Origin of the sequence: Fischerella sp. JS2 (genome assembly GCF_032393985.1) — a bacterium.
GTDB lineage: Bacteria > Cyanobacteriota > Cyanobacteriia > Cyanobacteriales > Nostocaceae > Fischerella.
The window spans coordinates 5,709,492-5,736,235 of the sequence record NZ_CP135918.1 but is presented as its reverse complement, the minus strand read 5'-3'; the positions used below and the strand labels follow the sequence as shown (position 1 = coordinate 5,736,235).

Annotated in this window: 19 protein-coding genes; 8 read left to right on the top strand and 11 right to left on the bottom strand. The window is 40.3% G+C overall.

What is annotated here, in order from left to right:
* The first annotated feature begins 635 nt into the window (after positions 1-635).
* From RS893_RS24415 to ligA, 7 genes are all read left to right on the top strand, one after another.
* Entirely contained in the window at positions 636-1,388 is a 753-nt protein-coding gene (locus tag RS893_RS24415) for an alpha/beta hydrolase (protein ID WP_315788260.1), read from the top strand.
* Between the two features lie 290 nt (positions 1,389-1,678).
* Entirely contained in the window at positions 1,679-2,725 is a 1,047-nt protein-coding gene (gene gap, locus RS893_RS24410) for a type I glyceraldehyde-3-phosphate dehydrogenase (protein ID WP_315788259.1), read from the top strand.
* Between the two features lie 745 nt (positions 2,726-3,470).
* Positions 3,471-4,475: a transaldolase gene (locus RS893_RS24405; protein ID WP_315788258.1), complete on the top strand. Its 1,005-nt coding sequence runs from the start codon at positions 3,471-3,473 to the stop codon at positions 4,473-4,475.
* A 475-nt stretch (positions 4,476-4,950) separates the two neighbouring features.
* Positions 4,951-7,326: an ATP-binding protein gene (locus RS893_RS24400; protein ID WP_315788257.1), complete on the top strand. Its 2,376-nt coding sequence runs from the start codon at positions 4,951-4,953 to the stop codon at positions 7,324-7,326.
* A 26-nt stretch (positions 7,327-7,352) separates the two neighbouring features.
* Positions 7,353-8,723, top strand: coding sequence for a hybrid sensor histidine kinase/response regulator (locus tag RS893_RS24395; RefSeq protein ID WP_315788256.1), 1,371 nt, complete (start codon positions 7,353-7,355; stop codon positions 8,721-8,723).
* A gap of 184 nt (positions 8,724-8,907) precedes the next feature.
* Complete coding sequence (locus RS893_RS24390; protein ID WP_315788255.1) at positions 8,908-9,969, top strand: VWA domain-containing protein; 1,062 nt, start codon at positions 8,908-8,910, stop codon at positions 9,967-9,969.
* Between the two features lie 238 nt (positions 9,970-10,207).
* Entirely contained in the window at positions 10,208-12,244 is a 2,037-nt protein-coding gene (gene ligA, locus RS893_RS24385) for an NAD-dependent DNA ligase LigA (protein WP_315788254.1), read from the top strand.
* Between the two features lie 331 nt (positions 12,245-12,575).
* On the opposite strand, the gene RS893_RS24380 is transcribed toward ligA, so the two are convergent.
* The 7 genes from RS893_RS24380 to RS893_RS24350 form a co-directional block, all read right to left on the bottom strand.
* Complete coding sequence (locus RS893_RS24380) at positions 12,576-13,685, bottom strand: universal stress protein (protein ID WP_315788253.1); 1,110 nt, start codon at positions 13,683-13,685, stop codon at positions 12,576-12,578.
* A 152-nt stretch (positions 13,686-13,837) separates the two neighbouring features.
* Positions 13,838-14,440 (bottom strand): K(+)-transporting ATPase subunit C, encoded by a 603-nt coding sequence (gene kdpC, locus RS893_RS24375; RefSeq protein WP_315788252.1) that lies wholly within the window; start codon positions 14,438-14,440, stop codon positions 13,838-13,840.
* A gap of 113 nt (positions 14,441-14,553) precedes the next feature.
* Positions 14,554-14,832, bottom strand: coding sequence for a K(+)-transporting ATPase subunit F (kdpF, locus tag RS893_RS24370; RefSeq protein ID WP_315788251.1), 279 nt, complete (start codon positions 14,830-14,832; stop codon positions 14,554-14,556).
* Positions 14,833-14,972: 140 nt separating this feature from the next.
* Positions 14,973-17,081 carry a potassium-transporting ATPase subunit KdpB gene (gene kdpB / locus RS893_RS24365; protein ID WP_315788250.1) on the bottom strand — a complete coding sequence of 703 codons (2,109 nt, stop codon included), beginning with the start codon at positions 17,079-17,081 and terminating at the stop codon, positions 14,973-14,975.
* On the bottom strand, positions 17,078-17,329 hold the full coding sequence (locus tag RS893_RS24360) for a hypothetical protein (protein WP_315788249.1): 252 nt from the start codon (positions 17,327-17,329) through the stop codon (positions 17,078-17,080). The genes kdpB and RS893_RS24360 overlap by 4 nt, the downstream gene beginning before the upstream one ends.
* Complete coding sequence (kdpA, locus tag RS893_RS24355) at positions 17,313-18,998, bottom strand: potassium-transporting ATPase subunit KdpA (protein WP_315788248.1); 1,686 nt, start codon at positions 18,996-18,998, stop codon at positions 17,313-17,315. Before kdpA ends, RS893_RS24360 begins: the two co-directional genes overlap by 17 nt.
* A 520-nt stretch (positions 18,999-19,518) precedes the next feature.
* Entirely contained in the window at positions 19,519-19,806 is a 288-nt protein-coding gene (locus RS893_RS24350) for a hypothetical protein (protein WP_315788247.1), read from the bottom strand.
* A 64-nt stretch (positions 19,807-19,870) separates the two neighbouring features.
* Between RS893_RS24350 and RS893_RS24345 the strand changes: the two genes are divergently transcribed.
* Positions 19,871-21,334: a TAXI family TRAP transporter solute-binding subunit gene (locus RS893_RS24345; RefSeq protein WP_315788246.1), complete on the top strand. Its 1,464-nt coding sequence runs from the start codon at positions 19,871-19,873 to the stop codon at positions 21,332-21,334.
* A gap of 71 nt (positions 21,335-21,405) precedes the next feature.
* Here the strand turns inward: RS893_RS24345 and RS893_RS24340 are convergent, their stop codons facing one another.
* The 4 genes from RS893_RS24340 to priA all read right to left on the bottom strand — a co-directional run bounded on the left by RS893_RS24340 (position 21,406) and on the right by priA (position 26,083).
* Positions 21,406-21,552, bottom strand: a complete 147-nt coding sequence (locus tag RS893_RS24340) for a hypothetical protein (protein WP_315788245.1) — start codon at positions 21,550-21,552, stop codon at positions 21,406-21,408.
* 146 nt (positions 21,553-21,698) lie between these two features.
* On the bottom strand, positions 21,699-22,316 hold the full coding sequence (locus RS893_RS24335; protein WP_315788244.1) for a class I SAM-dependent methyltransferase: 618 nt from the start codon (positions 22,314-22,316) through the stop codon (positions 21,699-21,701).
* A gap of 199 nt (positions 22,317-22,515) precedes the next feature.
* Entirely contained in the window at positions 22,516-22,812 is a 297-nt protein-coding gene (locus tag RS893_RS24330; protein WP_315788243.1) for a tetratricopeptide repeat protein, read from the bottom strand.
* Positions 22,813-23,431: 619 nt separating this feature from the next.
* Positions 23,432-26,083 (bottom strand): primosomal protein N', encoded by a 2,652-nt coding sequence (gene priA, locus RS893_RS24325; RefSeq protein WP_315788242.1) that lies wholly within the window; start codon positions 26,081-26,083, stop codon positions 23,432-23,434.
* Positions 26,084-26,744: the final 661 nt, after the last annotated feature.

Below are 26,744 nucleotides of genomic sequence, written 5' to 3'. Positions count from 1 at the left end.
GAGAACTAGTGAGGTTACTGGACTAGCAATAGATGAAGATAGTGAAACCTAATTAACGGCAGAACGAGTAAAAGTGTGAGTAAATAAATTAAATAAATATTTTTGCTTATAAAGGTGTTTTGTAGCTAAATCCCTCTTAGAATACAAAATGTTTATCTGTACAAAAGTTTAAATTTTGAGTAAGAAAAACCAGAATTTAGAATTTCAGACTTAGAATAATATTAAATACTAAATTTATGAGTTGATTTATTGAGATATATAAATTAACTCAAAATTAATCATTCCGAAGATAGAATTATTAGCTTATACCAATTCAAAAATGTTTAAGGACAGATAACCTCACCCGCCTAACGGCGTCCTAAGCGACCTCGTTTAGGGTTGGGAAGGGGTCTGATACGATTGGTGTGTTGCATTCTTTTTCCAAATTGGTATTATCTAATTCAATCGAAGAGTTGAGGAGAAAAATATATTTTCTTTATACTCTTACTTCAAATTAGAGGAAAGAATACACAAAAATCTTGAGCATGGATTCATAACTCTCAATTAAATTATTCAGCCAAATTTTTTAAATACGCATTTGTATTACTAAAAAATAAAGATTCAAAACTCTGAATATGAAATCTAAATAGGTATTTATGTCTAAGTTCTGTAATGTTCTTTGGTTAAATGCTAGTCCAAGTTTGAAGGGTTTAGACAAACCATTACTTCAATACCTATCTAAATATGTTGTAGTGGCACGATGGGAATACATTCAAACCAAAGATGAAGCTTGTTCTCTAGATGCAGCAGTAGCACTGCTATACGATTTTTTAAAATCGCATGATCGCCCGGTGCATTTAGCTGGTCATGGTATGAATGGGGCGATCGCTTTATTATTTGCCCGTCGCTATCCGCAAAAAGTGCGATCACTATCGTTGTTGGCTGTTGCATCTCAAAGCGCCAACACTTGGCAAGCACACTATTATCAGCAACGTCTGTTGTTTCCTCTTAGTCGTGAGCAAGTTTTAGTAAACAGTGTGCGGACTTTGTTTGGTCATCAATCTCCCGCAAATACCAAAAAGCTACTAACTGCCCTGATTAGAGATTTAGACGAATCTCCTACACCCCATTCTCTGTTTCGATTAATTCACTTACCTGAAGGTGGGGTTTCTATACCAATGCTCGTATGTGGTAGTAAGAACGATCCAGTTGTCAGCCTACCAGAGTTGCAAGACTGGCAGAACTGGTTGAAGCCAGAAGATATACTCTGGGAATGTCCTCAAGGATATCATTTCTTTCACTACTTCTATCCGCAACAGGTAGGCGAGCAAATGTTGAGTTTTTGGCAACGCTTCACCCAGAATCCAGAGACTACTCAAAATTCCGAACTCAGCCTGTCTGTGGAATAGAGACAAGGGAAGGAGGACAAGGAGGAAAAACCAGACAAGGGAGACAAAGGGAATTAGTTACTATATTATTCTCCCCACACTCCCCACACTCCACCCTTACCTTAAGCCGCTACGCGTCTACACACTCCTCACACTCCCCACACTCCCCAATCCCCCCAGCCTAAACATTAAAAGATGCCAAGCAAATACGCGATCGCCAAATCAGACTGTCAGGATCGAAAAAGCAAGCAGTAATATGTAATTTGCTTTAGTTTCTCCTTTGTTCAACTTCCCAGAATAGGAGGTAAATCTTGGCTAAGTTAAAAGTTGGTATCAACGGGTTTGGTAGAATTGGGCGTCTAGTATTTCGTGCTGGCATTACTAACCCCAACATAGAGTTTGTAGGCATTAACGACCTTGTACCACCAGATAATCTTGCTTACCTGTTGAAGTATGACTCTACCCACGGGATGTATAGGGGTAACGTTGAGGCAAAGGATAATGGCATCGTTGTTGATGGGCATTTTGTTCCTTGCGTATCGATTCGGAATCCAGCAGAATTGCCCTGGGGTAAATTAGGTGCAGATTATGTAGTTGAATCTACAGGATTGTTTACCAATTATGAAGGGGCAGCAAACCACCTGCAAGCCGGAGCCAAGCGGGTGATCATTTCTGCCCCTACTAAAGATCCAGACCGAGTCAAAACCCTATTAATGGGTGTCAACCATCATTTGTTTGATCCAGCGAAAGATACTGTTGTATCCAATGCCAGTTGTACTACTAACTGTCTGGCTCCCATCGCTAAGGTGATCAATGATAATTTTGGTCTGACAGAAGGATTAATGACTACAGTCCACGCCATGACTGCTACTCAACCCACAGTCGATGGCCCTTCCAAAAAAGACTGGCGTGGTGGTCGTGGTGCTGCACAAAATATTATTCCCTCTTCTACCGGAGCAGCAAAAGCTGTGGCGTTAGTTTTGCCTGAGTTAAAAGGCAAATTGACTGGTATGGCATTCCGGGTTCCCACTCCTGATGTTTCTGTGGTTGATTTAACCTTCAAAACAGCTAAAGCTACTAGTTATCAGGAAATCTGTGCGGCAATGAAAGCAGCAGCGACAGGCGAACTCAAGGGTGTATTAGGCTACACAGACGAGGAAGTAGTTTCCACAGATTTCCAGGGAGATAGCCACTCAAGTATCTTTGATGCTGGTGCTGGTATTGAACTGAATCCCAACTTTTTCAAGGTTGTGGCATGGTACGACAACGAATGGGGCTACTCCAATCGAGTCATTGACCTGATGTTAGCTATGGCACAAAAAGAAGGCATTTTGCAAGGTCTTGCAGTAGCGGTTTAACAGTTATCAGTTATCAGTTATCAAAGCAATTTGTTAACTATTTACTGTTAACTGTAGCCTGCGGCAAGCCGCTACGCGTCTACACTGATTTCTCATCACTATCAAAAATTGCCAAGGATTAAAATCCTTGGCTGATAGCACAAGTTATCTAAAAAATGAGTCTACTAAAGTAGACTTAAAGAATCCTCCCTCCCGGTTTTACCTATGGTGTACACCAAGTCTTACCACACAGAATTTATCCTGCCTCGGAATAAATTCTGGAATGGGATATTAGGCAGATGGAGGATTATATACTTACACAAAATTACATATATTTAAATAATTATTAAATTATATAAAAACTCTTTTTTAAATTTAAAAACTTATTTAATCTTCAGTGCCAATACTGAAAAAAAGCTGAAGAATTTGTGATTTAAATATTCAGTTATTTAAGCACAACAAGGGTCAAAAATTGTCCAAATAATTATGGTTACTAGGGTTGTCAATATTCCATTATTAGGAAAAATGCAAAATGATTTAAAAAAACTGCATACAATCGCACAATCAACCTTGGCAGAACTTGCCTAGAATAGGTCTGGAGGGAATTCAATCAGGGCTTTTGCGAAATTCTTTCGGTGTAATTGGTAATAAGTAATGAAATATATTAATTTTCAATTACCGATTACTCATCACCAATAATTCAGCTATCAAGACCACTACAACCTAGTTATATAAGTCCTGAAAAACAAAATTCAAGAGGTAAACCATGTCAAAGAATTTACTAGAACAATTGCGAGCAATGACCGTTGTGGTCGCAGATACTGGAGACATTCAAGCAATTGAAAAATTCAAGCCCCAAGATGCGACTACTAACCCTTCCTTGATTACAGCGGCAGCACAAATGCCAGAATATCAAGAAATTGTTGATCAAACTTTACTGCAAGCAAAAAAAGACCTTGGTTCTGGTGCATCTCAAGCTCAAGTAGTTTCTTTGGCATTTGACCGTTTAGCGGTGTCCTTTGGATTGAAGATTTTGCAAATCATCCCTGGACGAGTATCCACAGAAGTGGATGCACGCTTATCTTACGACACAGAAGCTACTGTTACTAAAGCACGAGAGTTGATTGCTCAATACGAAGCAGCCGGAGTTTCTCGCCAACGCATTCTGATTAAAATTGCTTCCACTTGGGAAGGTATTCGTGCTGCTGAAATTTTGGAAAAGGAAGGAATTCACTGCAATCTCACCTTATTGTTTGGGGTTCACCAAGCGATCGCCTGTGCAGAAGCTGGTGTAACTCTCATTTCTCCCTTCGTGGGACGAATTCTCGACTGGTACAAAAAAGAAACCGGACGGGATAGTTACCCCTCAGCAGAAGATCCAGGGGTATTATCTGTGACAAAAATCTACAACTACTACAAGAAATTTGGTTACAAAACCGAAGTTATGGGAGCTAGTTTCCGTAATCTCGGCGAAATTACTGAATTGGCAGGTTGTGATTTGCTGACCATTTCTCCCGCGCTACTGGGTGAGTTACAGGCAACAATTGGAGAACTGCCTCGTAAACTCGATGCTAGCAAAGCATCAGGGATGGCAATTGAAAAAATTTCTATGGACAAAGCCACCTTTGACAAGATGCACACTGCTGATCGTATGGCATCAGAAAAATTAGATGAAGGTATCAAAGGTTTCACCAAAGCATTAGAAACCTTAGAGCAACTTCTTGCACAAAGACTGGCTAAGCTAGAAGCTGAGACACAAATTCCTGTATAACAGGCTCCTTTAAAGAAAGGTTACAGTGTTTGTAGTGAATGCTTTAGCACTCAATTAAGCGCTAATCTGCTTACTATTAAATATAGACTCAGTATTATTTGTACCCGATTTCTACAAAGAAATCGGGTTTCTCATTTCCATAAACTTCTGTGGGAATTTTGAACTTATAGAAAAATCCAGTTTGATTTATGAACTTATTCATGAAAAGCGGGAACTATTAACATAAAGTATACCTAGCTTCACAAAAATCAAATATGAGGGTGATCTATTAATCAGCAGATTATTAAAGAAAAACAAGCTAGTAGTGAGAGAAAGAACTGAACATAATCATCCCTGACCATCATCGTTTCATTGTGTTAGTTTTTCTTTGCCTACGGGAACTATAACAAATGTAGCCAGATACGCAAGCGATCGCACTTACTTATAATTTTTTCCACAATAGCTACATGCAACTACATGCAACCACCATAAACGCATGACTTATCCAGCTTCTAAGCAGAAAATTTCTCAGTCTGATACCAACAGAGATGAACAAAACTCTCTGCATTTATCTAGCTGGTCATTTCACCCTCAAAATCAAGTTAATCAGATAATCAATCGTTTTAGCATCAGTACCAAAATATATTTTAGTTACGCGATCGCACTTGGTATTATGGTTTTGGGAACTACTGTAGGGGTTGTTTCAGGTGATTATTACCTGCATCGTGCCGATCAGCAAAGAAAAATCATTCGTCAAGAGCGTCAGCAATTAAGTAAACTCCAAAATACTCTTTTTAACTTACAGTTATTCCCAAAAATTTCTGCCAATTTCCAAACTCCACAAAGTTTTCAGAAAGCGGAATTAGCAGCAACTAAACAAATTACTGTAGCAAGACAATTACTCAAACAAATTAATTCATCTGCTGCAAATTCAGCCATCAAAGAACTAAAACCGCTACTAACCAAGCATCACAGCACCTGGAAAAATTTCCCCTCTAGCTTGGAATTAACCTTACATCAGATTGAATCACTGACTTTCAATTCTAATAAGCTTAAAAAAGCCAATCAATTGCTAGCAGAGTTTGCAGCGAGTGAGAATAGCAATCAAATGTTACAATTCCAAGATGAATTAGCAACTGTGATTGTAGTAGCTGAAACACAAGAAGAACAAGCAGAGATTGCTTTACTGCAAGCTCAAAGGCTACAAATACCAATTATTATTGCCAGTATAGGATTGAGTCTTAGCATGACTCTGCTTTTAATAGTTTACACCCGTCAGGCGATCGCTCGTTCAGTTCAAACAATTACGGATATTGTCGAAAAAGCGATCGCAGAATCTAACTTTGACTTACAAGCACCTGTAACTACAACTGATGAGTTAGGAAAATTAGCAATTAGTTTGAATCAACTGATTGGCTATATCAAAACCCTTTTAGAAGAACAAAAAGAAACCAAACTTGCTGCTGATGCTGCTAATCATGCCAAGAGTCAATTTTTGACCCACATGAGTCACGAGCTTCGTACACCATTAAATGGTATTTTAGGTTACGCAGAAATCCTTCAACGTTCTCAGAATATAACTAAAAGAGAACAACGTGGCATTGAAATTATTCATAAGTGTGGTTCTCATTTATTAACATTAATTAATGACATTCTTGATATTTCCCAAATAGAAACAAATAGAATGCAGCTTTATCCATCCGATTTTCATCTGCCTTCTTTTCTACAAGGGATAGTAGAAATCTGCCGCATACAAGCAGAACAAAAAGATATTCAATTTATTTACCAACCTCCAGAAAATTTACCAGCAGGCATTACTACTGATAAAAAACGATTACGGCAAGTCTTAATTAACTTAGTTAGTAATGCGATTAAATTTACAGAAGCAGGCAGTGTAAAATTACAGGTAAAAGTTAGAAAAAGCCAGGAAAAAACATCTTACATATACATATATTTTGCTGTAGAAGATACAGGCATAGGTATCAGTAAACAACAGTTAAACAAAATATTTTTGCCCTTTGAGCAACTAGGAGATTACAAAATTCCAAATGAAGGTAGAGGATTAGGATTAACTATTAGCCAGAAAATCGTAGAAATCATGGGTAGTAGCATATCCGTCAAAAGTGAGTTAGGCAAAGGTAGTATCTTTGAATTTGAAATAGAATGTCCAACTGCTGACGATTGGACAGAAAGTAGTATTATTACTAGCACTGGGAAAATTATTGGCTATTCTGGTAGTAGAAAAACAATTTTAATTGTCGATGATCGTTGGGAAAATCGCTCATTAATTGTTAATCTTTTACAAACTCTTGGGTTCACTGTTATAGAAGCGAGTAATGGACAAGAAGGGTTAGAAAAAGCTAATCAATATCAGCCAGACTTAATTATTTCCGATACAACAATGCCTATCATGGATGGCAGAGAAATGCTATCACAACTACGACAGTCAGAAACAATGCAAAATACTATAGTCATTATTTCTTCTGCCAGTATATTTGATAGTGAACGCCACAAAAGTTTAGCAGCAGGCGCAAATGACTTTTTAGTTAAACCAGTAAAAGTAAAAGAGCTTTACCGTATGCTTTCAAAATATCTTCAATTAAATTGGATTTATGAACAAGTAGAAAATAAGCAGCAAGACTATTCCGAAAAATCTTCTAGATTACAAACAATGGCGATACCACCAAAGACAGAATTAATTAAGTTATTGGAGTATGTGAAGAAAGGACAAATTAAAGGAATTAAACAAGAATTAGATAAGTTAGCAGCAATGGATGAGCGATATCAGGAATTTGTCAAAAAGTTAGACTCATTAGTTCAGTGTTTTAATATCCAACAAATTCGTCATTTTTTGAAAAAGAATATCACATAATTTTGTACATCTATTTTTTATTAAAAATGATAAAATATACTAACACTAAAAAACAATTATTTTTTGATCAAGAAACAGAAAAAAACACTAATACTACGGCAACTATTTTAGTAATAGATGATAGTCCTACAAATCTGGAAGTTCTATATACAACTTTAAGTGGTGCTGGCTACGAAGTATTAGTGGAAATGGATGGTATCAGTGGGATTGAACAGACAAAAAACAATCCACCTGATTTAATATTATTAGATATTATGATGCCAAAATTAGATGGGTTTGAAACTTGTCGTAGATTGCAAGCAGATCTATCTACAAAAGATATTCCTATTATTTTTATTACCGCTCTTTCAGATATAGAAGAAAAAGTTAAAGGCTTAAGTTTAGGAGCAGTTGATTATATAACTAAGCCATTTCAGCAAAATGAAGTGTTGGCAAGAGTTCAATTACATTTAAAATTGCGACGATTAAATATAGAATTAGACCAGCAAAAGCAACAATTAGAAAAACGTGTAGAAGAACGAACATACGAACTTTTTCAGGCTTTAGAACAACTTAAAAAAACTCAGTTACAATTAATTCAAGCAGAAAAAATCTCCTCTTTAGGACAGGTAGTTGCTGGTATTTCCCATGAAGTTAATAATCCTATAGGTTTGATTTCTACCAATTTATATTACGCTAAATCTTATGTAGAAGAATTGATTAATTTAGTGAAACTTTACCAAATTAATTTTCCCTACCCAGGCAGTGATATTGAAGATAAAATAGAGCGAATGGATCTAGACCATGTTCTCGAAGACTTACCAAAACTGATATCTTCAATGAAGTTAGGAACTGATAACATACGTGGCATTATGCAGTCCCTAAGAAATTTTTCACGCGCTGATGGAGAGCGAAAAAAGCTTGTTGATATTCACCAAGGGCTTGAGACAACTTTACTCATTCTACAGTACCGCTTGAAAGCTAAGTCAAAACGTCCTGCCATTCAAGTAGTCAAAGAATATGGTAATTTACCCAAAATTGAATGTTATTCAGGACAAATTAATCAAGTATTTATGAATATATTGGTAAATTCTATTGATTCTCTAGATAATTCATTTGTTATAAGTCATTGGACATTAAAGGATAAAAAAACAAGGGTAAATCCTCAAATTCGGATTTCCACTAACATTGACAAAGAGGCAGTAAAAATTACTATCACTAATAATGGTAAGGGTATGTCAGATATATTACAAAGCCAAATATTTCAACCTTTTTTTTCAACCCAACCTAAAATTCACGAAAATAAATTAGGACTAGCAATTAGTAACCAAATTATTACTGAAAATCATTGTGGTAAATTACAATGTGTTTCATCACCAGAACAAGGAACTGAATTTATAATTCAAATTCCTGTTTAATTAAGTTAAAATCCGATGAGGCGATCGCACGAGTTCAAAAACAGGCTATGAGCGCAGCCTCCTAAGAATCTGTACTAGCTACTGTATATCTTACGAACGAACAAGTTGCTACCCTACACCCGTAATTCTAGGTGAACAACGTGTAGAAGCATCAGTGACTTTGCAAATTCCTTATTAAGTAGCTATGAACACCAACATTGAAGTTGTTTTCAGCTTTGACACCACTGGAAGTATGTATCCTTGCCTCACACAGGTAAGACGAAAAATCAAAGAAACAGTCACACGCCTAATGGGCGAAATTCCTCAGATGAAAATTGGTATTATCGCTCATGGAGATTATTGTGATCAAGGTTCGACCTATGTCATCAAAAAATTTGATATTTCCAGTGATATAGATGCAATTTGTGAATTTGTCCAAAACGTCGAACCAACAGGTGGCGGTGATGCACCAGAATGTTATGAACTAGTATTACATGAAGCACAATTTTTATCTTGGTCTGATACGGCTTCCAAATCCCTAGTGTTAATCGGTGATGATGTCCCCCATCCACCAGCACACAATCCTCAAAAATTAAATTGGCGTCAAGAAGTTGATACCTTAGCCGACAAGGGAATCATGGTATATGGAGTGCAAGCCCTTAATCGTTCTCACGCCACTCTTTTTTATCAAGAACTTGCAGAAAAATCTGGTGGTTTTCATGTCAACCTAGACCAGTTTTCCTATATTACTGATTTATTCTTGGCGGTTTGCTATCAGCAATCTTCTAATGAAAAATTGCAAGCTTACGAACAAGAAGTAATCGATCAAGGACGTATGAGTCGGGGATTAAATCAAATATTTAATTCCATGATGAAGCGGGAGGGAAAATCCTATTATGAAGCTGCTGATTTAAGGGCGGTTCCGCCAGGACGTTTCCAGGTATTAGAAGTTGATAAAGATATCTCAATCAAAGTGTTTGTGGGAGAAAATAACCTTAACTTTAAAGTCGGACGGGGTTTTTATGAATTTACTAAAACCGAAACTATCCAAGGTCATAAAGAAATTATCTTGATGGATAGAACAACAGGTGATTTATTTGAAGGGGAAGCAGCCCGAGAAATGTTAGGGCTACCTGTGGGTGCAACGGTTCGCATCAAACCCAGTAACCTGGAAAAATACGTTGTTTTTGTCCAAAGCACTTCTGCAAATCGCAAGTTGATTAGGGGAACCCGTTTCCTCTATGAAGTAGAGGACTGGGTTCGTTAAATTTGATTAATCTATATAGCTAGTTGAGAGAAGGGTGAAGGGGGAAGGGAGAAGTATGAAGGATGAAGGATGAAGGGGGAAGTATGAAGGGTGAAGTGTTAGTATTTATCCTTCTGCCCTGGTGCCTTCTGCCCTGGTGCCTTCTGCCCTGGTGCCTTTTGCCCTCTGCCTTGCCCTTTTACCATTTCTCGACTTTTGCAACAAGTCTATCGTTTGGGCAAAAAAGGAGATATCTTTGGTGGAACCGATAAAAGCAGAAGTAAAACAACGAGTTCAGGAATTGCGACAGCTACTACAACAGGCTAGTTATGCCTACTACGTCCTTGATTCTCCGATCATGGAGGATGCAGTTTATGACCAGTTGTATCGAGAATTGCAAAGCCTGGAAACCCAGTATCCAGAATTGGTAACACCAGATAGCCCAACTCAGCGTGTGGGTGAAAAACCTGCTACCCAGTTTACTTCGGTTCGCCACAACATCCCACTGTATAGTTTAGAAAATGCGTTTAATATTGATGAGTTACAGGCTTGGGATCAACGCTGGCGGCGACAAGTACCTCCACAAACAGCAGCAGACTATGTCTGTGAATTAAAGATAGATGGTAATGCTTTGGCTTTGACTTATGAAAATGGTGTTCTTGTCAGGGGTGCAACTAGGGGTGATGGAGTGGTGGGTGAAGATATCACTCAAAATGTGCGAACAATTCGTGCAATTCCCTTGCGGTTAAATTTAGCAGGATTGAAAAATTTTGAACGGGTAGAAGTGCGGGGTGAGGCCTTCTTACCCTTAGATGTATTTAAACAAATCAATGAAGAAAGGCAAAAAGCAGGCGAGTCATTATTTGCCAATCCTCGTAACGCCGCCGCCGGTACACTCAGACAGCTAGACTCTCGCATTGTGGCGCAAAGAAGATTAGATTTTTTTGCCTACACGCTACAAATTCCTGGTAGGGACGATGCGAGTATTGCTAGTAGTCAATGGGAAGCTTTGGCATTATTGCAAAAAATGGGTTTTCGCGTTAATTCCAATCAACGGCTGTGTACTTCATTAGCAGAAGTTGCAGAATATTATCAACACTGGGATACAGAACGGCTGAATTTACCCTATATGACTGATGGGGTGGTGGTAAAAATCAATTCCTTTAAGCTGCAAGAACAGCTAGGGTTTACACAAAAGTTTCCCCGTTGGGCGATCGCACTCAAGTACGCCGCCGAAGAAGCACCCACCCGTGTAGAAAATATTGCCGTGAATGTAGGCAGAACAGGCGCGCTCACTCCCTTGGCAGAGATGCGTCCCGTACAATTAGCAGGTACAACTGTATCTCGTGCTACACTACATAACGCTGATCGCATTGCCCAATTAGACATCCGCATTGGTGACACTGTAATAGTCCGCAAAGCTGGGGAAATCATTCCCGAAGTCGTGCGCGTCCTCAAAGAACTCCGTCCCCCAGACACAGAACCCTTTGTTATGCCCAGCCATTGCCCAGTATGCAGTCAAAGCGTAGTGCGGGAAATGGGAGAAGCCGTGACTCGCTGCGTCAATACTTCTTGTCCTGCTATTCTCAAAGGAGCAATTGAACACTGGGTAAGCCGTGATGCCCTAGATATTCGCGGTATCGGCGAAAAGCTGGTACATCAACTTGTCGATAAAGGATTAGTACATTCTGTTGCCGATTTATACGAGTTGAAAAGCGACAAATTATTTGAATTAGAAAGAATGGGGAAAAAATCGGCAGAGAAAATAGTAGATGCGATCGCTAACTCCAAAAACCAACCTTGGTCAAGAGTATTATATGGTTTAGGTATCCGTCATGTTGGTAATGTCACAGCCCAATTGTTAACAGAAAAATTCCAGAGTGTTGAACAGTTAGCAGAAGCATCACGTGCCAAAATCGAAGGAGTTTATGGTATTGGTGCAGAAATTGCCGATAGCATCTATCAATGGTTTCGCATCAGCGCCAATCAAACATTAATTCAACGCTTGCAAGCAGCAGGTTTACAATTTGCCACCACAGCAGACACCGCAGTTACAGGTGATAGTGACAATCAAAAACTTGCAGGTAAAACTTTTGTAATTACTGGCACTTTACCCACTTTGAAACGCGATGAAGCCAAGGTATTAATTCAAAAAGCAGGTGGTAAAGTTACTGATTCAATTAGTAAAAAAACAGACTATTTAATTGTGGGAGAAGACGCAGGCTCAAAATTGGCAAAAGCCGAAGCACTAGGGATTACTCAATTGAGTGAAGCACAATTATTGGAAATTTTGTAACCCACCTTCCACATCCAGAACTTTTTGGATATTAAAGGGAAGGTTTAGCCGATCAATTTTGACTTTCATAGTGATACATATGAATATTGTACAGATGCGTCATGGCGCGTCTCTACACGCTAATTTTGATAGGTTTGTAGTGAGGACTTTAGTCCTCATTTAAGCTTTTCACCACCAAGACACTAAGAAAAATACATCACTTTAACTTACACTATCAAAGGGCTAGGATTTTAAACGCAGAGGGCGCGGAGGTAAGCGCAGAAGAACGCAAAGTTGTGTTACTTGTGTGGTCGCAGCAAACGTTAAAGCGATCACGTCTACGAGCTTTTTTCTAAGAATCCATTTTTTTATCTGTAGCGATGATATGCAAATCAGTGTTTTTTAGCAATCGCAGTAATTTATGGGTGAGAGAACCTTTGAGGAGAATTTGCCAACGTGATCGCTGACTTGCACCAATGACGATTTGGGTAATACGATATTGCTCAGCTACTTTTGCGATCGCTGCTGCGACATCACTATTAGGAACACGAATAAAATTGCCTGCAAATTCTTTACATAGCTTCTCACACATATCTATGTGCAAGCTTTCTTCTTTAGTAAGGAAGTGGTCAGGATCAGCAACAAATACAGCAAACAGAGGAGCGTGCATGTAATTAGCTATCCTCGCGCCCCGACGTAATAGTTGCAACGAATTAGTATAAGTGGAAATACATACTAATACCCGCTCTTGAATATTACAGAATTGACCTTGCGGATTCACACCGTTTGCCAAGCCTGCACTCATTTCTCTGGCTTCTTCAACGTTGTCAGCTATTTCTCGCAGTGCTAGTTCTCGTAAAGCAATTAAGTTGCGACGTTGAAAAAAGTTATCAAGTGCTTGTTGGATTTTTTGCGGGGCGTAGATTTTCCCCTCTATCAACCTTTCTTGTAGTGTTTCTGGGGTAATATCTACTACTATAACTTCATCAGCTTCATCCAAAACTCTGTCAGGTACACGCTCGCGTACCACTACGCCAGTAATTCTTGCTACCAAGTCATTGAGGCTCTCCAGATGTTGAATATTCATCGTGGAGTAAACATCAATGCCATTTTGCAAAATAATTTCTACGTCTTGGTAGCGCTTTTCGCGGGGTGAACCAGGGACATTAGTATGAGCGAGTTCATCGATTAATACTAGTTGAGGCGATCGCGTCAAGATAGCGTCAGTGTCCATTTCCGTCAACGTTAAACTACCCCGTGGAATTTGTTTGCGGGGTAGTATTTCCAATCCCTCAGCCATCTGGGCTGTTTCTTTGCGTCCATGGGTTTCCAACAACCCAATCACAACATCAATCCCTTCTTCTTTGAGTGCGTGACCTTCTTCTAGCATCCGGTAAGTTTTGCCAACACCAGGAGCCATACCGATAAAAATTTTGTGTTTACCACGACGGGCTGGGTACATGGGAGGTGGGGAGATGGGGAGATGGGGAGTGTGTAGACGCGTAGCGGCTTAAGGTAAGGGTAGAGTGTGTAGACACGCAAGTGGCTTCCCGTAGGGTGGAGTGGAGGAATTACTACTAACCACTAACCACTAACCACTAACCACCAACAATATTATTGATTTTGCCTACGGTTAATTTCTTGTAGGTCGAGGGCATAATTTAATTTCAAAATATTAACTCCAGGCTCGCCAAAGATACCTAAAAATCTACCCTCTGTATACTGTTTGATAAATGGCACTATCTCTTCTCGAGTAATATTACGCGCACGAGCCACCCTTTCTAGCTGTTCTTGTGCTGTTCTCACAGAAATATGTGGATCTAAACCAGAACCGGAAGTGTAGATGATGTCAGCGAAGGGTTGAATGCTTTCATCACTAAGTTCACTAGACTTCTCAACTACACGGTTAAGCAAGTCTGGACTACTAGGAGCAAGATTGCTTCCACCTGATACACCAGTCGGTCTACCTAATTTTCCTTGGCTATACCTAACAGCGCTAGGGCGACCTTGAAAATACCTTTCAGAACGGAACTGTTGACCAATTAAAGCTGAGCCAATTGCTCTGCCTTGGATATTTTGCATAATACTACCGTCTGCTTTTTCTTTAAAAAAAGCTTGACCGACTCCCAAAACAGCAACCGGGTAAATAATTGCTGTCACCAACCACAGTAATATAGTTATGCGAATGGCTCTGGTAAATTCTCGAATAATAAACATAATTGGTAATTGGTAATTGGTGAGACTACTTGCCGTCTTGGCTTATGCCGAGATGGCAAAGTAGCGAACCCGAAGGGTAATTAATTGGTCTGAGAACTGATAATTGATAACAGTTAAAAACGTTCTGGTTGAAAAATAACAAAGAATAAGTAAACTACTAGTGCCAATGTTATAAAACCTAAAATACCAATTGCCCAAGCTGAACGACGTTCCAAAACACCGTCAGCAGCTGCATAAACAACGGGAGCAATCACCAAATTTATACATAAACCAATAAAAATCACCAGTGGTAACTTTTGCCTACGCCATTGTGACCACATAAAATAAATTGGCTCTACTAAATTTGCTGACAAAAACTTCTTAAATACATTAACTTCTCTATTTATATTCATTTTATTTTGTCACCTCTAATTAAACTATATTGTTTCCCCCTACCTTGGAATAACTCAACATATGAGTCCAAAAACTCTGTGTTACTCTGCGCTTACCTTTGCTACCTGGTGCGTTAAATAAAATATATTCTTTCCCCTTCCTACGCCAATCCTATAGCCGTAATCATCAAATCAATTAACTTAATCGCAATAAAAGGTGCAATCACACCGCCCAACCCATAAATCCAAATATTGCGTTGTAATAACTGATTAGCAGTCAAAGGTCGAAACTTTACACCCTTGAGTGCTAAAGGAATTAAAACAGGAATAATCAATGCATTGTAAATTAGCGCTGACAGCACAGCAGAATTAGTGCTGGTTAGCTTCATGATGTTCAAGCCTTGTAAGTTGGCAGCAGCAAATAATACTGGAATAATTGCAAAATACTTAGCAATATCATTGGCGATCGAAAATGTTGTTAATGCTCCTCTGGTAATCAACAATTGCTTACCAATGCTAACTATATCAATGAGTTTGGTCGGGTCAGAGTCTAAATCCACCATGTTTGCTGCTTCTTTGGCGGCTTGAGTACCCGTATTCATTGCTACACCAACATTCGCCTGTGCCAAGGCTGGTGCATCATTTGTACCGTCTCCGGTCATTGCTACTAGTTTGCCTTTTTCCTGTTCTCGTTGAATTACAGAGATTTTGTCTTCTGGGGTAGCTTCGGCAATAAAATCATCAACTCCAGCTTCTTTAGCAATCACAGAAGCGGTAATGTGGTTGTCTCCTGTCAACATGACGGTGCGTACTCCCATACGCCGCAACTGATCAAAGCGATCGCGTATTCCTGGTTTAACTATATCTTTGAGATAAATCACACCATAAATTTCCCCATCTAGGCACACTGCTAGTGGTGTCCCTCCTTGCTGGGAAACCATTTCGTAGGCAGCATCTAAATCTGGTGTCTGTTGTCCATTACGTGTACGTACAAATCCTTTGATTGCATTTACCGCACCTTTACGCGCCTCTTGGCCGTTGGGTAAATTTGTACCACTCATGCGAGTTCTAGCGGAAAATTCTACCGCTTCGGCTTTTTCCGGATCAAAATCAATTCTGGTTCCCAATCTTTCTGCCAGTCTAAATATAGATTTCCCCTCTGGAGTTTCATCAAATATACTTGCTACCAAAGCCACATAAGCAATTTCTTCCATTGAGTGACTGTTGATAGGAATAAATCCTTCTGCCAGACGGTTGCCTAAGGTGATTGTGCCTGTTTTGTCAAGAACCAAGGTGTTAACATCACCACAAGCTTCCACCGCTCTACCAGAGGTGGCGATCACGTTAAACTGGGCTACCCTATCCATACCCGCAATCCCGATCGCACTCAGTAATCCGCCGATGGTGGTGGGGATCAATGCTACCAACAGCGCTACTAAAACTGCCACACTGACTTGAATTTGCACATATTGAGCGATGAACGGCAAAGTTGCCACTACAAACAAAAACACTAAGCTGAGAACTGCCAATAATACTGTTAATGCAATTTCATTAGGTGTTTTGCTGCGTTCTGCCCCTTCTACCAAAGCAATCATCCGGTCTATAAAACCCTTGCCTGGATCAGCAGTAATGCGGATAATCAGTTCATCGGAGATAATGCGCGTCCCACCAGTGACCGAACTAGCAACATCAGAACCTGGTTCTTTTAATACCGGGGCAGATTCGCCAGTAATTGCTGATTCATCGACACTGGCAGTACCCATAACTACTTCACCGTCGGCGGGAATAGTATCACCAGCAACAACATAGACAGTATCGCCCTTTTGCAAGCTGGTGGAAGGAACTTCTGTAATTGCGCCATCGGGAAATAGTTTTTTGGCAATAGTTTCTGACTTGGTTGAGCGCAAAGCATCCGCTTGGGCTTTACCTCTACCTTCAGCAACTGACTCGGCAAAATTAGCAAACCAAACGGTGAAGAATAAAATCACCGTGATCATGCCGTTGAATAAGCGTGGGTTTTCCTCGGTGACTGGCCCAAACAAATTAGGTTCAATTGTCACCGCTAGGGTAATTAGTGTCCCAACCCAGACTAAAAACATGACTGGGTTTTTAACTGCTTGTTTAGGATTGAGCTTCACAAAAGCATCTTTGATGGCTCGCAGATAAATACCTCTAGTATTAATCCGCGACTTTTTACGAGCATGACGGCGGTCATTGGGACGAGAACGTGAGGGTTTGGGAGATTTGGGGGTAGTAGCAGCTGGATTCATGGATATGGGGAGGTGGGGAGTGTGAGGAGTGTGTAGACGCGTAGCGGCTTAAGGTAAGGGTGGAGTGTGGGGAGTGTGGGGAGTGTGGGGAGTGTGGGAGTGTGGGGAGTGTGGGGAGTGTGGGGAGTGTGGGGAGTGTGGGGAGTGTAGGGAGTGTGGGGAGAATAATATAGTACTAATTCCCCTTGTCCTCCAAGTCGTCCCCCTTGTCTCCCTAGTCCTCCTTGTCTTCTACCTGCCAGAGGCAATTTTAAATCCTTCGGCAATGGGGCCTAAAGCTAAAACTGGGAAGAAAGTCAGTACTCCTAAAATTAAAATTACTCCGGCGGTGACACTGGTAAATAGCAGAGTATCGGTTCTCAGAGTACCTGGTGTTGCTGGTACTGTTTGTTTGCGAGTCATGCTATCGGCTAATAGCAGCATGGCAACAATGGGAACATAGCGCCCCAACAGCAAGCTAACAACGGTACTGAGATTCCACCAGAGGCTGTTATCTGCTAAACCTTCAAAGCCAGATCCATTATTGGCACTGGCTGAAGTATACTCATAAACTACTTGGGAAATACCGTGAAAACCAGGATTGTTAATCCCAGCTAATGTTTCTGGAAAGTATAAGGTAATAGCACTCGGAATTAAAACCGCGATTGGGTGAATTAATAACACTAGGCTAGCGAGGACAATTTCTCGCTTCTCAATTTTTCGCCCCAAAAGTTCCGGTGTGCGTCCCACCATTAAACCTGTTAAAAATACAGTCAGAATTAAATAAATAAATAAATAGGCTGTTCCTGTTCCCTGACCACCCCAAATGATTTGTAAGAACATATTTAGGAGAGTGGTAAAGCCTCCTGTAGGCATAAGGGAATCATGCATTCCATTGACAGCACCAGTCATGGTACTTGTCGTTGCGATCGCCCAAAAGGCAGTGAGCATTGAACCAAAACGGACTTCTTTTCCTTCTAAATTTGGTATTTCATATCCTAAGATAGCGTTAACTAGGGTATTGCCTTGATACTCGCTAGTAGCTGTTACACCTATCAAAATTACAAAGATCGCAAACACCATCCAGAACAGCAACCAAGCTTGTTTGGTGTTGTTAGCAAATAGTCCATAGGTATAAATCAATGCTGCTGGAATCGACAGCATAGCGAGCATCTCTATTAAATTAGAAGCACCATTGGGATTTTCAAATGGGTGAGCAGAGTTAGCAGCAAAAAAACCACCACCGTTTTCCCCCAGTTGTTTGATCATTTCAAAAGATGCAACTGGGCCTCTAGCTATATACTGACTGGCTCCTTCGAGGGTGGTGACAACTTGAGTTGGAAGTAATGTTTGCGGTGTGCCTAAGATTATTAAAGCGATCGCACCAAGCAAAGATATTGGTAACAGTATTCGTGTAATACCACGAACTAAATCTACGTAAAAGTTACCCAGTGGTCTACCTGTCAACCCACGAATAAAGGCAATACCCACTGCCAACCCAGTTGCAGCAGAAGTAAACATTAAAAAGCCTAAAGCTGCTGTTTGGCTAAAGTAACTTAAAGTGATTTCCGGAATGTAGTGCTGCTGGTCAGTATTTGTCAGAAATGAAATTGTTGTGTGTAGTGCTAGATCCCAGCTAAGTGCTTTCAAGTTCATGGGATTCAACGGTAAAGTTCCCTGAAACTTTAAAATCAAGTAAACAGCAACGCCCATAAGGAAATTGCTGAAAAGCACCGCCCGCACGTACTGTCCACCTGTCATGTCTTGTTTGCTACGTACGCCCCCTAGTATATAAATAATTCGCTCAACCGGGTTCAATACCGGGTCAAACACAGTTGTTTCACCCAAGAAGACACGAAATATGTATCTTCCGAAAAAGTGAGTGATTACTATTAAAATACAAAGCGTTAACCCTATTTGCAAAAAATCCTGTGTCATGTATTTACGCTGAATTATAGTTGGTCTAGCTTTACTACTAGAAAGCTAATGATTATGAATAACACCTAATTACTTAATAGTGAGTGATATCTTATTTCAACTCAAATTCTCTTTTTGGATGACTTTTTGTAACTATTACTATGTTCCTGCTTTTTTCGTAAATGACTAATTTAATAAAAATTAAAATTTTACATATTTTGGCATTTTGAATTTATAATGTTAGTTTTTGTATTAACAATTCTCTTTTAGTAATATCGACTACTGTAAAATAAATATATTTACTCTAAGGTATTATACTCGATAAGTTATATCTACAAGTATAAAGTAATACATTAAAACTTTGAGAATTATATTTTTGACATAATTACTTATATATAGAAATCCTATTTTAATTTCAGGAAATTGAAAGTTACAGAGCCTTCACTGATCAAATCAGTCAGGAATCTAGCGTTTTTTTAATTTCAAGCACATATGCACAAATATAGCGATCACCACCTATGTGAGAATATTGAGAGAGTATTTATAAAGTAAATCTTAACTTTGTAACGCTTGTCTTCAAAGTTAAGCGATCGCATTGAGCCTTGGTGAGTTTGCTAGAAGGAAAATTATACCCATTTTGGATTTTATAGAACAAATCCACCAAAGCAATTCCCAATCCGTCTTGAAAAGCTTTAAACGGAGATTTCCGGCGGCAAACTTTTCCCAAAATCTGAAATTCAAAATGGTATGAGATGATTCCTCCACAATCCGACAGACGAAACAGGACAGATAAATTACTGAAACTTCCATACAACTGTCTTAGCTTCATCTATCAACCGCAAAACATTTTCCTTCTATTTAGCGGTTTAGCAGGGGGAATTCTATTATCGTTTTTGAGCGGTTGCAGTCAAAAGCCAAATAGCGTAACTCTCTCCACTGGTACTGTCGGTAGTTACTACCATCGCTTAGGTGAACAAATTAACTACTCTACCAACACAACAGTCGGACTTTCTGTGCGGAATATTGCTTCTCAAGGTTCCCAGGAAAACCTACAACGATTGTTAAATCACCAAGTCGATTTTGCGATCGCGCAATTGGATGTTGCCAACGAAGCCATGCGGCAAGGAAAAGTCAAAGCAGTGGCGATTTTGGCCAAAGAATATGTCCACATTATTGTGCAGAAAAATTCTGGAATCAATACATTCGATGACTTACAAGGAAAGCGAGTTGCTGTTGGTACTCCTGGTAGTGGAATTCTCTTTACAGCTAGGCAGTTAATCCAAGCAGACAAACTCAAGGTTCAAGAGGATACTTCTAGTTTTGACGAAGCATTCCAGAAACTGAAATCTCGACAAGTTGACGCAATGATCTATGTGGGAAGTTTGGGTGCAAATGAAAACCTGAGGCAAATATTTGTGAAAAACTCTAATCTGAGTTTACTTCCTATACGAACTGCACTCATAAACAACTTAACAGTATTAGATCCCAGTTCCTACGAAAGTGCAACCCTACCCCTTGGCACTTACGCCTCGCGTCCACCAATTCCTAATCGAAAATTACCAACTCTCTCAACAGCAACCGTTTTAGTCACTCGCCCTAACATGAATCGGCAAACGGTAGGGCTAGTTACTTGGTCAATTCTTTCCACCGCTCGTACTTATGCCCAATTCTATCCAGAAATCCAAAGCTCAAAAGCCGAAGAATTGATGCGAAAAGAGCTTTTCTATATTCATCCAGCAGCAGAAGCAGTGTTTGATCAGGGTGATCCTCGGGCTGTAATCATTCGTTATTGGGAAAACAACAACGACTTGCAGGCTGGAGTTTTCATTTTGGTAACAACAAGCGTCCTGGGGTTACTGTTACGACAATGGCACAGACAAAAGTCCAAGAAAATTATGACGACAACCAACAACCGAATTAGTGAACTTAAGTCACTTTTACCAGATTATCCCCAGCAAGCATTGGAGAGTATCGAAGACTTAAGCCAAGAGAATCGCCTGACATTTATTGAGGGTTTAGTGTCAACAGAAGTCTACGAACAACTCCGTCATAAAACACAAACTTTTGCCGATCAGTGTCGTACTCTCATAGAACAACAACGCAAAAAGTTAGTCATGGACACCCTTCTATTATTAGATGAATGGCAGGCAAGCTTGCAAACCGATCCAGAAGCAGCATTACAAAAACTCAAGCAAATTAAGCAACAATATCGAGAGATGCTGTTGTCGGATCAAGTTGACATTGAAGCTTATATAGAACTGATGAATTTAACTTTAATTTCGCTGATGACTTTAGCACCAAAGTCTTCTCCGGCTAATTCTGATTCTGAAAATAAAAAGCAAAATATCTCAAATTAACCCTCTTTTGTTACCTTCGGCAGAGAATAATCTTAAACCTTGTTTTTTACTTATATTTGCAACAAGAGGATTTAAATGACAAAATTGGAACGCGATCGCACGTTGGCATGATTATGTTTAAAGTTCAAGGTATAACCAGTATTTTTCTCTCCTGGTAGTAACAAAAGAGGGTTATTCTCCTCTACGGCAGAGAGTTTAAACCAATCTAAGTTAACCACCTCTACTGAGAACTTTTGTTACTCCTAATAGTGTCTTTTCTCTTTTCACCGTATTCTCTCTGTTTAATTGTCATTTTTATCACTCTGTTACTTTTATTTACTTAAGGCGTTGCAGATGGAGTAGGGTTAATCGACAGCTGTCGTCCCTATTGAAGATTGCTTCCTTGCACATACACCGTCGAAACAGGCTTCATCCTCTTGCGTTCCACTTTGATGTCGCTAAATCCAGCCATTTCCAGATAGCTTGCGAACCTTTCTCCTGCTTCAGTCGCATCATCTTCTGTAGTGCCAGGGATTCTGGGCTGATGAACAAGGGCTATGATTCCTCCCGCGCGCAACTGGTCTGTTAGCCGTCTGAGCGTGTCCGTCTTGTTATTCCAGAACTGAAAGTTATTAACAGCCAGAATCTTGTCAAATGGGCCGTCGAAGGAGGGCAATTGCGATACCGAAGTGAGAACCAATCGCACTCTTCCAGCCGCAATGGCGCGTTGATTTCTTTTCGAGGCTTGCCTGAACATCACTTCAGAATGATCGATACCCCAAATAACACCGTCAGTCACAATTTCACTCATCTTTTGGATTGCTACTCCAGGCCCGAAACCGATTTCCAAGACGCAGTCAGAGGGTTGCAGGTTAAGCAGGGAAATTGCCCACTCATTGCGTTCAAGATTTGATGGCCTATGTGCCATGATGAAGCCAGTGATATTCCCCCAAAATCCTGTGGGATGGGCAAATTGTGCTACAACTTTCTCTATAAGGCTCATGAGAGATCCTCCCTGACGCTCTTGTTGGCAGAACACGGACATACAAGGCAAGGCGGGCTAACGGCACAGCCCAGTGGCTACAACCAAAATATAACTTACCCAGTCAGAAAACTAGGAGGGGTAGATGCTAAACGAAATAATAGGGTTCCGGTGTTGATATTGTCTCGTGAACCACTTTGGTAGACCTTGCGAGCATTTCTTAAATGTCCTCGACGAGATATGCACTCCAATCGTTGATCTCAAGAAACTTTTGCCGATTTTGCCGTTGTAAACCTTGGCGCATTGCCAAGATAATTTTGAGAGATTGCTCTAAATATGTAATGGCATCAGTAGGTCGATTTGTTTCACGATACAAGACACCAATATTACCTAAAGTGATCGCTTCGCCTGAGCGATCGCCAGCTGCGCGTCTTAGGGGCAGAGATTGGTTGTAGTACTTGAGTGCTTCTTGCTTTTGTCCTAAAGCATCGTAGACTCCACTCAACAAGGGACACATCTTGATTCGTAGCCCAGAAGTTTCTAAGACAAAACCAAATTTCTAAAATGCCGTCTTGAAAATAGCGGGGATTCGGGATCAGGGATTTAGGATTAACTTAACAGCAAACCCATGATCCATCTGTGTGCATCTGTGTTCGTTCTTTCATTCCCTCATTGTGGGCTTTTCCGATGCTATGGTGACACACAAGTCGAAAAATAAAATCGACCTTGGCGAGTCTTTGAAACAGATAAACGAGTATTTGAATCCCGTCGGCGAGTCTTTGAAACAGATAAACGAGTATTTGAATCCCGTCGACGAGTCTTTGAAATAGTAAATTTTTAGTAGGAGGGTGTTTGTATTAGATAGCGCATTAGTCCAACAAATTATGAGGTGGGATATGACAGTATTGCGCGAGTCGCCTTAGTATCAGGAAATTGTGCGTAAGCTTATACCAAGTTGTGTTTAAAAACCTCACCCCCTGCCCCTAATCCCCAACGCCAGGTGCTTTATGCCGGGGGACCCGTCCACCGCACTGGCTCCTCCCTTGGGGGAGTGGGGACCCCGAGTTCCCCTCTCCTTGGTAAGGAGAGGGGTGCCTAAGGCGGGGTGAGGTAATATCTATGAATGCAACTCGGTATTACATCATATTTATCGGATCTATATCTATTGTTAAACTCACATACGCCGGACAAAGTTGACGCACTTGTTCCCAATCTGGTAACTGTGGCAATGCATCAGGGGCAAACTTTAACAGTATCTGCCAGCGATAACGATTTGCGACTCGTAAAATATTAGCTGGTGCTGGCCCCAATATATCTAAACCTTCTTGTTGTGGTAATGCAGCCGCTATTACTTGGGCAGCATTTTGGACTTCCATTGGATCAAGACTACTGAGACGTAATAAAATTAACCTGCCATAGGGGGGATAATTCAGTGCTTGCCGTTGCTCTAATTCTGTAGCGGTGAAAGATTCGTAGTCATGTTTTTGTACTGCTTCTATAACTGGATGCTCTGGTGTATAAGTTTGCACAATTACCCTACCTGGTTCTTCACCTCTACCAGCTCGTCCAGCCACCTGTGCTAAGGTTTGAAAAGCCCGTTCGCTAGCCCGATAATCAGATAAATATAGTAATCCATCGGCGGCGACAACTCCTACAAGCGTCACCTGTGGTAAATCTAATCCTTTGGTGAGCATTTGTGTACCGATTAATAAATCTGCTTCGCCGTTGGCAAATTGGGTGAGTAGGGTACGATGGGCGCCTTTGGTGCGGGTAGTATCGCTATCAAAACGAATAAAACGTAAATCTGGAAATTGCTTAGTTAATTCCTGGGCGACTCTTTGTGTGCCACTACCAAAGAATTTTAAGTAAGGAGAACTACATTCAGGGCAGTTTCTGGGATGCGATCGCGCATAATTACAGTAATGACAGCGCAAAATTTGTGGCCCTTCTGCCTCAGTCTGGTGATACGCCAGCGATACATCACAATGGGGACATTCCAACACATATCCACAATTGCGGCAAGACACAAAAGTGCTGTGTCCCCGGCGATGGATAAATAAAATTCCTTGCTGATTCTGTTGTTTTAATTGCTGCAACGCATCTTGTAAGGATCTACTAAATATCGAACGGTTTCCCTGTTGTAATTCTTGCCGCATATCCACTATTTCCACTGTTGGTAAAGGGCGGGAGTGGATGCGTTCGGGGAGGGAGAGGTAGTTGCTGGGGTAGTGGGGTGGTGGGGTGGTGTGGGGAGTGTGGGGAGTGTGGGGAGTGTGAGGAGTGTGAGGAGAATTTACTCCTTCTTGTCTGCCGTGTCCCCCATGTCTGGCTTGTCCTCCTTGTCCCCATCCCCGATCCCTCACCCTCACCCAACTTTCCAAAGATGGCGTTGCGGAACCCAAAACTAAGGGACAATTTTCTAATTCTGCCCGCCATTGGGCGACGGTGCGGGCATGGTAGGTGGGAATGGGAGAATCTTGTTTAAAACTGTTGTCGTGTTCTTCATCTAATATGATTAAACCCAAGTTGGGCAAGGGAGCAAAAACAGCACTCCGTGTCCCGATGACTATTTGGGGTTCACCTGTAAGCATTTGTCGCCAGGTGTCGTAACGTTCGCCAGCCGAGAGGGCACTGTGATAAACATTAATTTTGTTACCAAACCTAGCACGGAAACGATCAGTTAGCTGGGGTGTTAAGCCAATTTCTGGTACTAAGACGAGGGCGGACTTTCCTTGGGCGAGTAAAGGGGCGATCGCTTGCAAATAAACTTCTGTTTTTCCGGAACCAGTCACTCCATGCAAGAGAAGAGTTGCATACCCTTTTACTTCTTTGATGGTAGACAATGCCTGAAATTGAGCTGCATTTAAAGATTTTGGTTGATCTGCTGCGACTGTGGGGCCGTTTTCACTGCGTAATATTTCTCTTTGTTGAATGACAATATAACCTTGGTCTTCTAATTTTTTTAAAGTAGTGGTGGTTGTATTACAAATTTGTAAAAAATCATTGAGCCATAATTCTCCGCCATAACGCCTCAACACTTCTAGTATTTCTCGTTGGCGCTTGCTGAGGTCGATCGGCGGTACACTTACTGTCAGTGTTACTATGGGTTTGGTCTGGGGTCGAGAGTATCTAGGCAATTCTATGTAGGTTTCTACCCAACCACGTTGGATTAACTGCTTTTTGGCTCTATCAAACCCTTTGATCTGGCGTCTGAGGAATTTAAAGCTATAATCGCCATCAGCCTGAGATTGAAGAATTTTGATGATTTCACGGGCTGGGAAACTGAGAAATTCATTCGCGCCATTGGGAATATTTTCCCTTTTGAGCCGCAAACGAGACTGCGATCGCCCCAACAAACCTGGTGGTAGGGCAGTGCGTATCACTTGCATAAAGGGAGTGTAATAGTATTGGGAAACTCTTTCTAGCAATTGCCAGTAGCTTTCTCGAAAAAATTTTGAGTGGATTACATCTTCCACATCTCTGATTTTTTCAGGCGCAAGATTAGCTGGTGGTTGTGCTAACAAACGAATAGCTATCCCCCCTACCTGTTGTTTGCCAAAAGGCACACTTAAAATATCTCCTGGTTTTACTTCTAACCCTGCTGGTAATCGATAGGTATAGAGTTTTTCTTCTTTTTCTTCTTCTTGTTGTTCTGTTGTACCTTCTTTTGCAATTCCTGGACAGTCTACTAGCACTTCAACCCATTGATTTTTATTTATTCTGGTATCATAAGATTCCCCTGATTGGGCTACGACCAAAGGAGGTAAACTTACATCATTTATATACATGGTTCCTCAATTTATAGATATATATTTATCTGTTCTGTTTGCTGAAAATTTTCCTTGTTCATGAGGTTAACTGTCTGTCTAAATGTCAATGAAAATGTAATTCGCAATACTGTCATCAGACATAATACTTGATAAGTTTCCTCTTATGTAATTCCAGCTAGGGAATTAATTGTATCTATATACGGTAATCGGTATTGAAAACAGACCAGACAAAATTAATCTCTTCCATCTTTTTAAGTTGATTTTTCTCTGTATGGTGAATACGCAAGAGAGCTTTTCTCCCTATTGATAGATATTAAATACTCTCAGTATATGAGATGCTTCTAACTAGGCAATGGGTCGCCGTGCCTTTTGCTGAGCAAAGTTACCAAACATGCAACAGACTTATTGATGAGATTTTAAAGATGTTTAAACAATAACCAGCCATAAAAGATTAGATAAATTAGAAATATATATGAAAATTTAATAATTAACTAATCATTACGAGTAAGTTTTATATTTGTTAAGTTTGAGCAATTTTGATTTAGGTTATTTGACATAGTTTGTAAACAAGAAAAAAAATGAGGAACACATGGATATTCGAAGTAGCAACGAGAGCGTTGATGTGAACTGCAAAAATATATCTAAGAATGTATCTAGTTGTAACCAATAGCAAAAATAA